The following is a 14355-nucleotide window of genomic DNA, read 5'->3' as shown; positions in this document are numbered from 1 at the left end:
ACTTTTGTCTTCTCAAACGCCGGAACTCCCACCACTACTCGCGGATCTAGGTCAGTTCAGGCAACGGTTTCAACAGTTGCGTGAAGCGGTACGTGATCGCGTACCGCTGGACTGGTACAGCTCCGATGATCCCAGGTATGTCGATTTCAAGACACTCGCCACTCGAGTGGAGCGGATCATCCTGAGCGAAACTAGATTGCCAGAAAACGACGATGATACACCCGCACGTGTGCTAATCGAGATTACATCCAATCGATGGGAAAGGCGAAATTAGTATATCAATTTCACCTTGGGGCACTATACGAGAATGTCCTTGACGGACAATTTTCCGGCTGCCCTCTGCGCCGAGGATCTCGTAGACGACCCGGAAGCTGTGGCCCTTGAGGAACTCCGATCAGATCACCGAACATTTTTCGTGACGTTCGCTCGTAGCTCATGTCGTCACGCAATAGAGATAGAAATCGGACACACCACAGGGTACCGGACCCTGCCACATGCGACCGCTATCGCGCCGCTTTGGGTGCAGGCGGTAGTGGGGACCGAAGGAAGCATGAAGTGTCGATATGCCCAACGTTCGCGATCATCGCCACGCTACCGCTCGTCATCAGCAAACGGACTCGCTGCTACACACGGCTTCGGCCAGCCCCGGAGCACCGGGAAACGTCCGAGGATGGTCAGTTTCACCACGGAGGTGGTCCCGACTGGTCCTGATCGTCTCAAGCTCAGCCCAAGCATCCGCGAGGCTTTGCACCCACCGCGCGATCCCCAGGGTGTATGCAATGTCTGGGTCATCTGTAACGCCAGGAAGGGTCTGGAAAGCTGTATCGAAGGTCAGAACATCGGGGATCATCGACCATTCAATGGGTGCCCGCGGCGCGCCGGACTTCGTCAGTGACAATGTGTTCAATGTTTCCAACCGATGCTGTTCAGCGAGTACCACCTTCCAGCATTCTTCAAACTGGAAAACCTCCATCTCCATCACCGATTCCGGGGTCGGTCCCTGGCCTGCAAGTAGTACAGCGCTGGTCTTCGATGCGGGCACGTGCCCGGACGTCCATGCTCCGACCAATCTTGTCATCACCGGCTCAGGACGTACCGAAACCTGCCAAGAAATTACCCGGTCCTCGCCGGCGTTGACAACCACGACATAAGAGAACACCCTCTATCTACCTTTCCTCTACTTCCGAAACCCAGTCAAGGAACTCTCCGGTCGCGACGATTGCTTTGTTGTACTTCTTCGCGTCCTGACTCTTCCTTGACTGAGACCCTATCTGTGCGGTTACAAGCACATCGCATCTACTCTTGGTCACAGCCTTGACCACCGTCAAGCCGCTCCTGCCGGCAAGTGCTTCCAGATCCCGTTTGCTCACCACCTCCCCGTTTGGATCAACGTAGCTGCCGGTAAAGCATACTCTCGCGCCGGGCCTCAACACTTCCGCAAGACAAGGTGCCATGAGATCGGTCGCATCCCGGAGCGGCGATCTCACGAGCGCTTCTACGCGGTCCAGCCGCTCGATAAGCCCCTCCGAGAGACGCCCAGCGCCCTCAGCCACGCTCCGAAGGCGCGCGGTTACAGCGCGGGCGACGTGGCCGTCTGTCACGAAATCCTCGGAAATCGACCCTGCGTCCGGACGCTTGTGCAAAGCCACTTCGCTCAGAATCAAGCTGTCGCGAACCACTTGGCTCCCCGAAATTCGGGACCCGGCCGATTCCGGTTGTACCAGCCCGTCTCGCGATAGGAGGTACCCAGACGACGAGCCTCGTTCCTCATACTCCGAGAAGACCTGGGCTACGTCGTCAACAGGACCTAACGATGCCCAATACAGATCACGAACTGCCTGTTGCAAGGCGGTTCTGGGTTGAATGTCGTCTGGCATGATTGTCACTACCGTTCCCAGTGGCAATGCAATCGACTGTCCCAGTCTCTTGGCCTCGTGGTCAAGAATCTCGGCGACGCGGTCCAGGTCGGCACCAACCGGCGTACAACCTGTAACGAAAGGTGCGATCACGGACCACGCCTCCGTCAGCGTCGGAGCAATCAACAGGTCGTCGTTCGATAGGCCGTAGTCCGCCAGTGCGTCTCCTGGGTCTCGTTGCGGATTTACGATGCTGGATATTCTGCTTCCGTCGGAGAACGCTACACCAATTTCCACTGGCCGCGCCTTGCCCCCGAACGTCGAGTCCGCCCCCACCGTCCAGACTGATATGGCACACCGAGGAGCTTCCACGGCACCAGGGTCATGCGGAGACAGAAACCTCTTCACCCGGATGTCGGTCCTCAGGTCCTTCGGCGCAACAGGCTTAGTAAGCACTATCCCTTCCAAGGAAGTTGCACGACTGAGTGCAACGTAAGTCTGCCCATCGCTGAACGTACCCCCCGATAGATCCACGACCATCCGATCGAGCGTCTGGCCTTGGCTCTTGTGAATCGTGATCGCCCAGGCAAGCCTGAAAGGAACCTGCTCGAATACGCCGACAACCTGGTGCACAATTCTGCCATCCTCTACGCTAGGACGTGTAGTTTCCCAACGGTGTCGACCTACCCATGCAGTGCCACCCGTTCGGAATTCGACCAGGACCCGATCGCCTTCAGTAGGATCAACAGCCACAATTGTGCCGACCGTTCCATTGACCCACCGATCGGCAGGATCATTGGTAAGCATCATGATCTGTGCACCCACCTTGTACTTCACGACGGGATCGTTCGGCTCCTCTACATCCGAAATATCGCCCTCGACTGAGGAATGGCTTTCGTACGAAACACCTTCCAGGGCGTCGAGCCTCATGCTGTTCCGCGCGGCTGCAATCCTATTGGTGGTTGTCAACGTCAACCAGAACTCATCATTCGGAATACTGAAGTCAGGAATCACACGACGGTTCAGCGCATCACACACACCTCCTGCGGCATCTCCTTCTCGTACTTCGTTGAGCAGCTGTGTCAGTTCAGGGTCACCTGATTGGCGAAAAACCTTGGTCAGGACGAACGGTGGAACGAGTTCACGGATATATCGGTGGCCGGAGAAGAAGAACGGAGAATCGTACACGGTCCGGAAATAGTCCTTCTCCTCATCTCGAACGACTGGTGGGAGCTGATACAGGTCACCGACGAGAACGAGCTGCACACCTCCGAAGGGTTTCTCCGGCTGCGGGCCATACATTTCAAGTATTGCGACAATCATGTCGAAGGTGTCCGCCCTCAACATCGACGCCTCGTCGATAATCAGGGTCTGAATCGATCTGATAACCCGCGAACGTGACTTCGGATGATAGCTGCCGCTATTCACATCGTACTCAGTCGTTCCTGGTTTCATACCAAGCAGCCGGTGAACAGTCTCGCCACCAATATTGAGCGCGGCAATTCCGGTGGTAGCGGTAACGAACACTTGGGCGTCAGATGTAGCAATGAAGTCACGTATCAGAGTGGACTTACCTGTTCCAGCTTTACCGGTCAAGAATATGCTATGACCCTTGTGCAGCGCGTCAAGAGCCGTAGCGAATTCGGCCGTATATTCAATATCAGGATTCACCTGATACTCCTCCCTCTTGGATCGGGACGAAACCACCACCTACCGTTAGGTAGTCGACACGTCACGATTCCAGGCTACTCAGGTGAACCACCGTTGATGCTGTTTACCGAAATCCTTCCCGACATCAGGAGAGGGAGGAGTTGGTCGCGGGTATACGCGAGGGCAGCGTTTTCGTTCACGAGTGCGTGGGCCTGACCCAGTAGTTGACGTTGAACCGCTCCGATTTCTTGCTGTGTCGCGATGTCCGGGACCGGAATCGATACGCTGCCGACGTCTTTCAAGTTGACGTATGGCGCCATGTCGCTCTTATGCATCAGGGGTTCGATCTGGCGTTGCGGATCGTCGCTGAGGAACCAGCCGGCAAAGTAGCCCCAGTCAAGACCGCTCGCGTCCTCTACCCGGAAGTAGCAACACTGTGGGCTGTAGACGGCCAGATCGACCTGACTAGGTACCACCGCAACTCGTCCGACGGTTCCCTTCGTCGTCATGACAAGATCACCCGGCTGGATAGTCTTGGCGCCGATCCTGCTTGCGTAATCGGTTGAGACGCAGTTTCCCCCATCCGGGAACGTCAGCTTCGCTCCCTTCACATCAGCGGCCCGAACTATCGCATAGCCCGACTCTGCCAGCTCCGACTTCTTCGTCCGGTACCCGTCACCGAATGCGAGCGACCCGCGAGCAGCGAGGTCGGAAAGTGACATCCGTTCGCTCCCTACCGACCGACTGAACTGCTCAAACTCCGCTTTCGCCAGGGATCTCCCAGCCGCGATCGCCCGCTCGTTTGCTGCGATCTTGTCGTCGAGAGCGCCAAGGACTTCGGCGATGGCTCGTTGGGTTCTCAGCGGTGGCAGGGATAGTTCAATTGAACGCAGATCCCGCAGCGAAATATAAGGGGCCATATCAGTGCTTGCAGATCTATCGCTCCGTTGGCGGCCGAAGGCCGATGACTTGAACCAGTAGGCGAGGTAGCGAGGATGTAAACCATTCCCTGGCCGAACCCTGAAATAGCACATCTGTGGGCTGTAAACGACCTGCTCCAAGCCCTCCGGGTAGATCGCGACACGGCCCACAGTGCCCTTCGTTGACAGAAGCACGTCTCCAGGTTCGCTCAGCTTGGGTCCGATCGCACGTCGGTACTCCTCTCGGACGTGGTCCGGGCCGTCTGCATGTACGGCCCAGTCTTCCATGTCCGCAACACGGAGAATACGGAACCCTTCGTCGCCGAGTTCCGTACGCTTGGTGCGATAGCCATCACCCAATTCGAGGACACCCTCATCTGCCAGCGTGCCTAGAGTCGTTACCTCACCCATGAACCCGCCCCATCTGCTCCCGCACCACAACATCCAAGCGCGCTGACTCATCCAGCGCCGCAAACAACTCCGTCTTCAACCGGGCGATCTTTTCGGCGATGGGTTCGCCGTCGTCTTCTACTTCGGGGGCTCCGACGTAGCGGCCGGGGGTGAGGGCGTAGCCGGCGGCGGCGATCTCGGCTAACGAAGCGGACTTGCAGAAGCCGGGGACATCCTCGTACGAGATACCCTTGGCCACAGCAGAACTAGAGCCGCGCCAGGCGTGGTAGGTGTCGCCGATGCGCACGATGTCGTCGTCGGAGAGGGCGCGTTCGGCGCGGTCGACCATGTAGCCGAGGTCGCGGGCGTCGATGAACAGGACCTGGCCGGAACGGTCCTCCGAACCTTGGGTGCCCTTTGTCTTGTCTTTGGCGAAGAACCAGAGGCAGACCGGGATTCCGGTGGAGCGGAACAATTGAGTGGGGAGGGCGATCATGGCCGATACGAGGTCGGCGTCGACGATTTCGCGGCGGATGTCGCCTTCGCCGTTGGAGTTGGACGACATGGAGCCGTTGGCCAGGACCACGCCCGCTTTGCCGCCGGGGGCGAGTTTGTACAGGATGTGTTGCAGCCAGGCGTAATTGGCGTTGCGGACCGGGGGGACGCCGTAGCGCCAGCGGGGGTCGTCCTCGTTGCGGGCCCAGTCCTTGATGTTGAACGGGGGGTTGGCCATGACGTAGTCCATCTGGACGTCGGCGTGTTGGTCGCGGGCGAAGGTGTCGCCCCAGCGCGAACCCACGCCGTTGTTGTCGATGCCGTGGATGGCGAGGTTCATCTTGGCCATCCGCCAGGTTTCTTCGATGGCTTCCTGGCCGTAGATGGCGACGTCTTTCGGGTCGCCGTCGTGTTCGTAGATGAACTGTTCGGTCTGCACGAACATGCCGCCCGAACCGCAGCATGGGTCGTAGACGCGGCCCTTCTTGGGTTCGAGGACTTCGACGATGACCCGCACGACGCTGCGGGGGGTGAAGAACTCGCCGCCCCGTTTGCCTTCGGCCCTTGCGAAATTGCCGAGGAAGTATTCGTAGACCTCGCCCATCAGGTCGCGGGCCTTGTGTTCGCCCTGCCTTGAGAATCTGGCGCTGTTGAACAGGTCGATCAGTTCACCGAGGCGGCGCTGATCGATGTTGTCGCGGTTGTAGATTCGGGGCAGGGTGCCCTGTAGCGATTTGTTCGCGGCCATTACCGCGTCCATCGCCTCGTCGATCAGCTCGCCTACGTTCCTGGCCGGCTGATCGTCGGTGGCCGGTTTGCCTTTGGCATTTTCGGCCAGATACGTCCAGCGGGCGATCGGGGGGACCACGAACACGCCGTAGCCCTGGTACTCCTCCGGGTCGTCGATCAGTTCGGTGATCTGGTCGTCGTCCATGCCGTCGGCTATCAGCTCCGCCCGGATCGCTTCTCTGCGTTCGTCGTAGGCGTCGGAGACGTATTTGAGGAACACCAGGCCCAGGATGACGTCCTTGTACTGGTTCGCCGACAGCGAGCCGCGGAGTTTGTCGGCGGCCTTCCACAGGGTGTCCTTGAGTTCCTTCATCGTCGAAGGGGTTGCGGGGGGCTGTTTTTGGCCGGGGGGCATGGGGTGGGGGTTCCTCTTTGCGGTTATGGGTGGTTGGTTTGGGAGCCTTGGGTCGCCGGACCCTTCGTGACCCTCGCTCCTTCGTCGCTTCGGCCTCAGGGATCAAGATGAGACCACGGTGTTGCCGGTCACGATTGCGATAGGGAAAGCTCCTTCGTCGCTTTGGGCTCAGGGTCCGTCTGCGGGTCGGGCGGTGTGGGTGGTTACCTCGATTCCGGTCGTGGTGTCGGCGGTGTCCAGGGTGACAGCACCGGCGGCGACGCCGTTGATCAGGGCTGTCGCCAGATCGTGGGCGGCGCGGACCTTGGCTTCGGCCTCGGTGCGGTAGCCGGTGACCTGGGCCAGGACGGTTTCGAGGTGGCGGGCGTCGTCGTCGGTGAGGTTGGGGATGCTCCACGTCTGCCATTCGGAACCCGGTTCGGCGAGCGTGTTGACGGCGGTGGCCAGCAGGTTCGGACCGAATGCGGCGTTGGGGCCGATGCGCAGGAGTTTGGCGGGGGATGCGACCAGTGAGCCGCCGTGCGGGTCGATCCAGGCCCGCGGCAGCGGCTTTTCCGTGAACACGACGTCGCCGGGGTCGGTGCGGCGGGCCTTCGGGTAGAGCTGGGCCGCGTCGAACGGGTCGAGCATGAGCGTGCGATCGGGCAGTACCGGGACCGTTCCGGCCGGATCGTGATGGTCGGCATTGAACCGGCTCCCCGAATACACCGAGATGAGACCACGTTCGCATAGTTCGTGAAAAGAATACTGCTGCAACCGGAATCGGCCCGGCGACATACCGATCGGCACGTCGAGCGGCGGCAGCAGCGCCGATGTCACCAGGGTTGCCGCGTGCACCCGATCGGTGTACTGCGACGGGTCGTCGGTGAGCAGGCGCGGGGCACTCGTGCCACGGGGAACGAGCGTGCCCGAAGTGCGGATCCGCTGTAACTCACGCGACCGCGCGTAACGGTAGGCCCGCCGCGACCCGGCCAGGCCACCACCGACGATGGAATCCTCAAGGGCCGCAGCGATATCGGCGGCGAGATCGGCTGACTCACCCGGTGCCGCCAGATCGACCGTCGCCACCTCGCCGGCCTCCGCCCCGCCCAGGCATACCCACACACCCAGACACTGACGGTGCGCCTCCCGCCACAATCCACGCGGAAGACGCAGCGCGGCAACCAGATTGCCGACACCCAGGGTTTGCAGGCGCCGCGTGTGCAGGGACCCGGCCAGATGATCGGTCAGTTCCCTGGCCGGGCCCAGCACCACCGCCGCACAGCCCGGCGCGAGATCGAGCACGACGTCGTCGAGGCCGTCGAGGGCCTCCCGATCGGTGAGCCCCACCAGCGACGACACCGTCACCGTCGGGCGGTACGCCACTGAGTCGACGTCGACACCCAGAATGAGTGCGCGACGCCGCAATTCACGGGTGGCGGCGTCGCGTGCATGCACCACGAGCGATCCTTCGGGGGCGGCCACCGATAGGGCAAGCGCCGGATCGCCGGCCGGGATCAGCGGCACACCGTCACCACCGATATGGGTGCGTGCGGCGCCGACCACTGTGCGCACCACGTCGACCGCGTCGGCTGTCAGATCACGCAGGCCGAGCTCCCGTCCGACTCTGCTGGTCTCCAGCCGGGTGAGAGCGTCGGCGGGGCCGTACGAGGCGCCGATCAGATCATCGACGTAGCCGAGCACATCCCCCGTGACCGAGAGCCTGCGCACCTCGCGAAGCAGCAACTCGTCGTCGGGGTCGGCGGCGCGGGCAGTGTCGACGAGATCGCTGTGCGACATCGACCCGAAATCGGCCCCCGACAGCGCGTACAGCGCCAGCAGGGTGACGACATCGCCGAAACGTGCCTCGTCCGGGGCGGTGAAAGCTGCCGCATCCAGGGCCTGATCGGCCTGGTTGTTGCCGCGACCGGTGCGCTGCAACCAGTCGACGACGTCGGTGCGGTCGAAGCGGTCGACGCCGTCGACGCGCTCGACCACCGCGGGAAAGGGCATGACCTCGCCGCGCACCGTGGTGCGTTTGCGCCACTGGCTGACGGCAGGGCGGGATACCCTCGCCAGGGTCGCGATGTCCTGCATCGTCAACATGCTCACGCCGGTCACCTCCTCGTGGTCGCACCGATTCCTTCCGTCGACGACAGTAGCCGTCTGGCGTGACATTCGGATGCGTGATTCCTGTTAAGGCCACTTAACAGCAATCGATATCGACACCAGGTCTTGCCCAGGTCATCGTTGTGCAGGCCGCCGGCCCTGGTGGTCGAGAACAAGTGCCGAACCGGTTTGTCAGACCCTCATGCAATAGTCCTCGGCATCGACAAGCTGCACAGGTTTCCTGAGGTAGCAGAGGGCGGCGAGGCCGCTCTACCTCGATATCGACCCACCCACGCGGACTCCGGATCGTTGCCGGCCGTCCGCATAACCGGATCAGCGAGTCACACTTTCGCGTCCACATGAAGGAGAGTTTCATGAACAAGAAGCAGATTGTCGCGGCCGTCGCGATCACCGCAGCCGCAGCCGCCAACGTCGCGATCGGGGTAGGCACCGCGGTCGCGAGCACCGAGGACCCCACCGCCGGCGACCGGGTCCGCTACGTCTTCATCAGCGACGTCGCAAACAACATGTCGTCCAACTGGTTCAACGCCGACAACGATCAATCCTCGCTCACCACAACCCATTTGCCGACATACGGCAAGTACACGCGGTCCGGCTCCAAGTTGTACTCGGGCACGCAGTCATTCACCTCTCGGTCGACCTACCAGCTCACCGCGGCCGCCATCCAGACAGACGGCTACTACGCCGAATGCCGAGTGTTCGTCAACGGCGTTCAGAAGTCGGTGAATTCGGCGACGGGCCGTTACGCCCTCGCCGTCTGCTGACCACCACCCGCCCAACATCCCAAGGAGAATCATGAGCAACAATCCGCCTCCCCAGTTCCCGCAGGGGCAGTATCCCCAGCAGCCGTATGGTCAGCAGCCGTACGGTCAGCAGCCGTACGGGGGCCAGTACCCGCCGCAGATGCCGCCCGCGCGCAAGCGCAAGAAGTGGCCGTGGATTCTCGGCGGCATCATCCTGCTGTTCGTCGCGATGGTCGGCGGCTGCGTAGCACTCATCGGCGGCGCCGCCAACGAGATCGACAAGGAGATGAACCGGGAGGTCATCGTCACCTACCGCGTCACCGGAACCGGAACGGGTTCGATCACCTGGACCGACAAGGACTTCAACATGGCGCAGGAGACCGACGCGCCGCTGCCGTGGGAGAAGCAGGTCACGGTATCCGGGTTCGGCAAGATCGCGTCGCTGACCGTCACCAACAGCAGCGACGACGGCGCGACCTCGACCTGCGAGATCGTCGTCGACGGCGAGGTGAAGTACACCCAGACGGCCAAAGGTCCGTTCGCCAGCGCCAACTGCTCCGGCAGCGTCGGTTAGGAACTGTCCTCCACGCCACTGAATTGGTGAACGAGGAGATCCTTCAATGCGGGGCGGCTGGCCGCGACCAGCGTGAACGCGGCCTCCCGGACCAGCCGCTCCGCATGGGAGCCCCTGATGAGCGCCGGGCCGCCGCCGGCCGCGACCAGCGCCGACGCCGCATCGACCGCCAGCCGGGCCGCGTCGGCGCGGGCCCGGATGAGGGCATCGGGGTCGCCGAGTCCCTGGTCGAGGCGGGAACGGACCTCGTCACCGCGGCGGCGCAACGCCTGTGCCGCGTCGGCGTGGCCGGACTCGTCGAGAAGTCCGACGGACCGGCGGATCACCCCGAACGGCTGAGTCCCGTTGATCCGGACGCCGATGGTCTGGGTGGCGAAGAAGGTTTCCAGCGGAACCCGGCTGACGACGTCGGCGTCGCGAACGATCAGCGAATTGACCGCCAACGCAACTGTGCGGGAACCATTTCCGGCGGTCAGATCAACCGAAGCCGACCGGACCGCAGACGTCGGCAGTTTGTCCGTCTCGATGATCGCCGCGACGACGTCGTCGGTGTCGACATCGCGGGCGCTGATCTGCAGCAGTTCGGTGATGCCCCAACCGCTGACGAACGGCGCGTAACCGTCCAGGCGCCAGCCACCGTCGACGCGGGTCGCACGCATCCGCGGCGGCGTGGGGACGGCTCCCGCATAGGCGACGCCGGCGCGCTTCGTCCCCGACGTCGCTTTAGACAGAAAACGTTCCCGCAGTTCAGCATTGGATGTTGTGGCGAGTGCGATCACGACACCGTGATGCTGGAGCCAGGTGAATGCGGTGGTGAGGCAGCCGCTCATCATCACCTCGAGGATCTCGATGAGCTGCCCGAACTCGAGTCCCGGACCACCGAGTTCGCCCGGTAGTGCAATGCCGTAGAAGCCGGCGTCGGCGAGCGTGCGCCAGTGCGAGTCCGGGATCGTCGAGGTCCGGTCGACTTCACCCGCCGCCGGGAACAGCACGTCGTCGGCGATCCGGTAGGCCTCGGCGACGAGCTCGCGACCGGCTTCTTCCTGATTGTCAGCGCTCACCCGACCACCCTACGACGCCGGCTGCCTGATTCCGGCGTGTCCGAAACGTTCATGCGGCGCCGGGGTGTCGCCGGTTAGCGTCGACGTCATGAACAAACCGATTCCCAACGCGCTGTCCATCGTGGTCGCCGACATGGCCGCGGCCGTTGCGTTCTACACGCGGTGCGGCCTGAGCTTCGCCGGTGACGCCACATCCGCACCGCATGCGGAGGCGCAGGCAGGTGACTGGCGCGTCATGTTCGACACGCGGGAGGTGATGACGTCGATCGATCCGTCGTGGACACCGCCGGCGGGTGGTCACGCGATGGCGGTGGCGTTCGCGTGCGCCACGCCGACCGACGTCGACGCCGTGCATGACGCACTGGTCGCCGCGGGTGCGCCGTCGGTACACGCACCGTTCGACGCCCCGTGGGGCCAGCGTTATGCGACGGTCCGCGATCCTGACGGCAACGCCGTCGACTTCTACTGTGCGCTCGCCTGATCGGCGGTGAAGGTGACCGGTGATCGGCCGGTGAGCTCGGTGAGATCGCGGAACATGTGCGCGTAGTCGGCGTAGCCCACCGCATGCGAGACGGTCGTGGGATCGGCGCGGGGCAGCAGGGCGACGGCGCGTTTCATGCGCAGGATCCGGGCGAGTGTCTTGGGTCCATACCCGAAGTGCTGCAATGATAGTCGGTGCAGAGTCCGGGTGGTGATGCCGAGTCGGTCGGCAGTGTCCGCCACAGAACCGCCATCGCCGAGCATCGTCGCGGCAGCCGCCACCGGTGGGGGACGATAAGCCGTTTCCGTACAGAGCATCGCCAGTGCTGCCGCGGGATCATCACCGCCGCAAAGCTGTTCGGTCCACTGATCGACCCGGTACGACGGCCAGAGATCCGCGGCGGGGATTCGGGCATCGGTCAGAGCGTAGGCGGCGTGGCCGATCACCGACGGACCGGCACCGGGACGGAACCGAAACCCTATGGGCGACCACGTGTTCGGTGAACTCCCGACATACGGACCGGTGTCGGGACCTGCGATGAGGAGCCGCTCACCGGTCCAGATGATGTCCATACATCCGTCCGGCAGCACCGTGTACTCACCGGCAAGATGACCCGCACGCCACAGCACACCGGCCGACCGATCACCCATCCCACTCTCCTTGACCGACACCAGATCCGTTACAGCCCTGCCTGTTCGAGCGCCTGCTCGTAGGTGTCCAGCGCCTCGTCAGCAGACTGCCCCGCAGCCACCGCCTCGTCATAGACCTTCATGAACTCGTCGGCCCGCACATTGAAGCGAGTGAGCCACCGCTCGGAATCCCGCCGCCAGTAGCCGACGACGTCGTACCGGTCTCTGCCGAATCCCGCTGCACGCAAGGTCTTTTTGGCGGCACGAATATCGGCCGATTCAGCCGAGTACCAGACATAGGCATCGGGTTTCGGGTCGAGTTCGGCCAGGGCCGCCGACAACCGCGACTCAGCGGCATCGTTTCCCGAACCGACCAATTCGACGACGGTGGTGTTGTCTCGGTGCGGAAGGTATGAAAGATCCTCGGCATCAAGCACTTCGGCGAGAACCGTGACGGCTATATGGCCGGGGGTGTTCTCCAGGATACGGGCGAGCGCCGGCAGCGCCGCCAGGTCTGCGCCCAGCACATGCCGCGTGGCGTCGGCGGGTGGGTCGTACCACGACCGCGGACCGGCCATCAGCAGTTGCCACCCCGGCTCCGCCTTGCGGAACCAGTCGACGGCGAGTCCATGCGGATGCTCGGCAATGTCGATGATCAGCTCGCGAGATACGTTGTCGTAGCCGCGGATCGTGAAGTTGCGGTTACCCAGGCTGCGGTCGGTGTCGGCGACCTCCCAGCCGCCGAACGACTCCGGGCCGTCGCTCTGCTCGGTCCGCAACGCGACGCCGTCTCGGGAAAAGTACAGCACCACCGACTCATCGCCGGGTCTGATAGGCACATACCCACCGTCGACGACGAACGTCGCACGGATCATGTTCGGCGTGACGTGCCCGATCCCCGTAAGCGTACCGACGAAACTGTCCCATCTCATGACTGCCATTGTCGACCACCTGACTACGGCTGCGTGTGCCGACCGCTGGCTGTGTACAACTGAATACTTATCCACAGATGTGCCGACAGGCCCTGCTCACGCGACCCGATGCGCGAACAGGACCATACCATTTGTTCCATGCCGTCACCGGAACACGAAGCGCCCCTTGAACTGATCCGTAACCGCGCGGAGTTCGGGGTCGAGTTGCTCACCGGCCTCGCCCAGGTCACGGTGCCCGAACACGACAGTGTCACCGTCGACGACTCGGATCTGACCGATGCCGTCCCCAAACAGCTCCTCGCCGATGCCGTTCTGGTCCTTCGCGACTCCGCAGGCGACCCCGTGGCTGGTCTCATCGTCGAGAACCAACGGCGACCCGACAACGACAAGCGGTTCAGTTGGCCGCACTACGCGGCCGCCTTGCGGAGCCGCCTCCGACATGCCGTCTACCTGCTCGTCCTGTGTCCCGACGAGAGAACAGCACGATGGGCCGCCACACCAGTCGAGACCGGACACGGCTCCTTCATCCCGATAGTTCTGGGTCCATCCCGGATACCTCCCATCACCAATACCGCGGCCGCGCGCGCCGATCCCGATCTGGCGATGCTCTCGGCAATGACGCATCCCGGCAACTGGGATGTTCTCCGTGCACTTCCAGCGGTTTTCGACCCTGACATCGTCAATCATCGGATGTACGCTGCGATCACACAGACCGTCTTCCCTGCCCATGTCCTAGCGCAACTGGAGGTCGTTTTGACAACCCAATCCCACGCATGGGTCGCGGAAACCGATTGGGGCCGCGAACTCATCGACAAACTCAAAGCCGAAGCTCAGACGGAAGGGCTCCGGGAGGGTCTGCGAGCGGGTCTGGAACAGGGACTCGAACAGGGACTCGAACAGGGACTCGAACGAGGACTCGAACGAGGACTCGAGCAAGGACTCGAGCAAGGACTCGAGCAAGGACTCGAACGAGGACTCGAACGAGGACTCGAGCAAGGACTCGAGCAAGGACTCGAACGGCAGGTGGCGAATCAGGCCAAGACACTTCTGACGATGCTCGCGACGAAGAACATCGCCGTCGACGACGCATCCCGCGACCGGATCAATGCGTGCACCGATACCGATCAGCTCAGCACATGGACGGTGCGGGCCGTGACCGCCTCCTCGATCGAGGAGATCCTCCGGTAGATCCGCGTGCTCAACGGCCACCGCGGGTTCAGAACCAGCGTTCCAGGACTACGGCCACTCCGTCGTCGTCGTTGCCCGCGGTCACCTCGTCGGCGGCGGCGAGGGCGGCCGGATCGCTGTGGGCCATCGCGACGCCGTGGTCGGCCCAGGTGAGCATCTCGATGTCGTTGGGCATGTCGCCGA

14 protein-coding genes are annotated in these 14355 nt (G+C 62.6%); 5 read left to right on the top strand and 9 right to left on the bottom strand.

From position 1 onward, the window contains the following. Positions 1–274 (top strand): hypothetical protein (locus Q0627_RS21435; RefSeq protein WP_298812732.1); only part of this gene is annotated, 274 nt, incomplete at its 5' end. A 330-nt stretch (positions 275–604) separates the two neighbouring features. On the opposite strand, the gene Q0627_RS21430 is transcribed toward Q0627_RS21435, so the two are convergent. The 5 genes from Q0627_RS21430 to Q0627_RS21410 form a co-directional block, all read right to left on the bottom strand. After that, positions 605–1159 carry a hypothetical protein gene (locus tag Q0627_RS21430; RefSeq protein WP_291012463.1) on the bottom strand — a complete coding sequence of 185 codons (555 nt, stop codon included), beginning with the start codon at positions 1157–1159 and terminating at the stop codon, positions 605–607. A 7-nt stretch (positions 1160–1166) separates the two neighbouring features. Continuing rightward, the gene (locus Q0627_RS21425; protein ID WP_291012460.1) at positions 1167–3527 is read right to left on the bottom strand and encodes an AAA family ATPase; all 2361 of its coding nucleotides are present in this window, start codon (positions 3525–3527) and stop codon (positions 1167–1169) included. A 74-nt stretch (positions 3528–3601) separates the two neighbouring features. Then, positions 3602–4837: a restriction endonuclease subunit S gene (locus Q0627_RS21420; RefSeq protein WP_291012457.1), complete on the bottom strand. Its 1236-nt coding sequence runs from the start codon at positions 4835–4837 to the stop codon at positions 3602–3604. Continuing rightward, on the bottom strand, positions 4830–6455 hold the full coding sequence (locus Q0627_RS21415) for a class I SAM-dependent DNA methyltransferase (protein WP_291012454.1): 1626 nt from the start codon (positions 6453–6455) through the stop codon (positions 4830–4832). Before Q0627_RS21415 ends, Q0627_RS21420 begins: the two co-directional genes overlap by 8 nt. 168 nt (positions 6456–6623) lie before the next feature. Next, positions 6624–8540 carry a helix-turn-helix domain-containing protein gene (locus tag Q0627_RS21410; RefSeq protein WP_291012480.1) on the bottom strand — a complete coding sequence of 639 codons (1917 nt, stop codon included), beginning with the start codon at positions 8538–8540 and terminating at the stop codon, positions 6624–6626. A gap of 377 nt (positions 8541–8917) precedes the next feature. Between Q0627_RS21410 and Q0627_RS21405 the strand changes: the two genes are divergently transcribed. Both Q0627_RS21405 and Q0627_RS21400 read left to right on the top strand, forming a co-directional pair. After that, positions 8918–9328 carry a hypothetical protein gene (locus tag Q0627_RS21405; protein WP_291012451.1) on the top strand — a complete coding sequence of 137 codons (411 nt, stop codon included), beginning with the start codon at positions 8918–8920 and terminating at the stop codon, positions 9326–9328. A gap of 31 nt (positions 9329–9359) precedes the next feature. Beyond that, positions 9360–9881 (top strand): MmpS family transport accessory protein, encoded by a 522-nt coding sequence (locus Q0627_RS21400; RefSeq protein ID WP_298812723.1) that lies wholly within the window; start codon positions 9360–9362, stop codon positions 9879–9881. Here the strand turns inward: Q0627_RS21400 and Q0627_RS21395 are convergent. Beyond that, entirely contained in the window at positions 9878–10942 is a 1065-nt protein-coding gene (locus tag Q0627_RS21395) for an acyl-CoA dehydrogenase family protein (RefSeq protein ID WP_291012445.1), read from the bottom strand. The genes Q0627_RS21400 and Q0627_RS21395 overlap by 4 nt on opposite strands. A gap of 88 nt (positions 10943–11030) precedes the next feature. On the opposite strand from Q0627_RS21395, the gene Q0627_RS21390 reads away from it, so the two are divergent. Next, positions 11031–11423 (top strand): VOC family protein, encoded by a 393-nt coding sequence (locus tag Q0627_RS21390; RefSeq protein WP_291012442.1) that lies wholly within the window; start codon positions 11031–11033, stop codon positions 11421–11423. On the opposite strand, the gene Q0627_RS21385 is transcribed toward Q0627_RS21390, so the two are convergent. Together Q0627_RS21385 and Q0627_RS21380 are read right to left on the bottom strand one after the other, a co-directional pair. Continuing rightward, positions 11405–12073: a helix-turn-helix domain-containing protein gene (locus Q0627_RS21385; protein WP_298812717.1), complete on the bottom strand. Its 669-nt coding sequence runs from the start codon at positions 12071–12073 to the stop codon at positions 11405–11407. The genes Q0627_RS21390 and Q0627_RS21385 overlap by 19 nt on opposite strands. Positions 12074–12102: 29 nt before the next feature. Then, positions 12103–12984 carry a siderophore-interacting protein gene (locus Q0627_RS21380; RefSeq protein ID WP_298812713.1) on the bottom strand — a complete coding sequence of 294 codons (882 nt, stop codon included), beginning with the start codon at positions 12982–12984 and terminating at the stop codon, positions 12103–12105. A 138-nt stretch (positions 12985–13122) separates the two neighbouring features. Between Q0627_RS21380 and Q0627_RS21375 the strand changes: the two genes are divergently transcribed. Further along, the gene (locus tag Q0627_RS21375) at positions 13123–14172 is read left to right on the top strand and encodes a hypothetical protein (RefSeq protein ID WP_291012431.1); all 1050 of its coding nucleotides are present in this window, start codon (positions 13123–13125) and stop codon (positions 14170–14172) included. Between the two features lie 28 nt (positions 14173–14200). Here the strand turns inward: Q0627_RS21375 and Q0627_RS21370 are convergent. Then, positions 14201–14355 (bottom strand): HAD family hydrolase (locus tag Q0627_RS21370; RefSeq protein WP_298812735.1); only part of this gene is annotated, 155 nt, incomplete at its 5' end.

Source organism: uncultured Gordonia sp. (assembly GCF_937858515.1).
Classification (GTDB): Bacteria; Actinomycetota; Actinomycetes; order Mycobacteriales; family Mycobacteriaceae; genus Gordonia.
The sequence above is the reverse complement of the archived record's forward strand: the minus strand, read 5'-3'. Positions and strand labels throughout refer to the sequence as shown.